Source organism: Paraburkholderia sp. RL18-085-BIA-A, assembly GCF_046027075.1.
Classification (GTDB): Bacteria; Pseudomonadota; Gammaproteobacteria; order Burkholderiales; family Burkholderiaceae; genus Paraburkholderia.
Genome location: NZ_JARESU010000670.1, coordinates 1 through 344 on the forward strand (window position 1 = coordinate 1; position 344 = coordinate 344).

The following is a 344-nucleotide window of genomic DNA, read 5'->3' on the forward strand; positions in this document are numbered from 1 at the left end:
GACAATCGATAAAAGCGGAGCCAACCTGGCAGCGCTTGAGGCTATCAACGCCGAACGCAAGACGCCCATCAAGATTCGACAGAACAAGTATCTGAACAATCTCATAGAACAGGATCATCGGGCGATCAAACGACGCACCCGACCCATGATGGGCTTCGGAAATTTCCGCTGCGCCCGCATCATCCTGGGCGGCATCGAGCTTGTGCACATGATCGCCAAAGGCCAGATGAAACATAACGGCGATCTCAAGCCGTCGGCCGCCCGTCAATTTTACTCGCTCGCAATGTAAGCAATCCTGTTCATATCGACTCCCGCTTTCTCCCGCTCCTTAATGCGACACAACC

At 53.8% G+C, this 344-nt stretch carries 1 protein-coding gene; it reads left to right on the forward strand.

From position 1 onward, the window contains the following. Nucleotides 1-289: DDE-type integrase/transposase/recombinase (locus tag P0D89_RS54335; protein ID WP_408379892.1), on the forward strand; the 289-nt coding region annotated here is incomplete at its 5' end. Between the last annotated feature and the right edge of the window lie 55 nt (nt 290-344).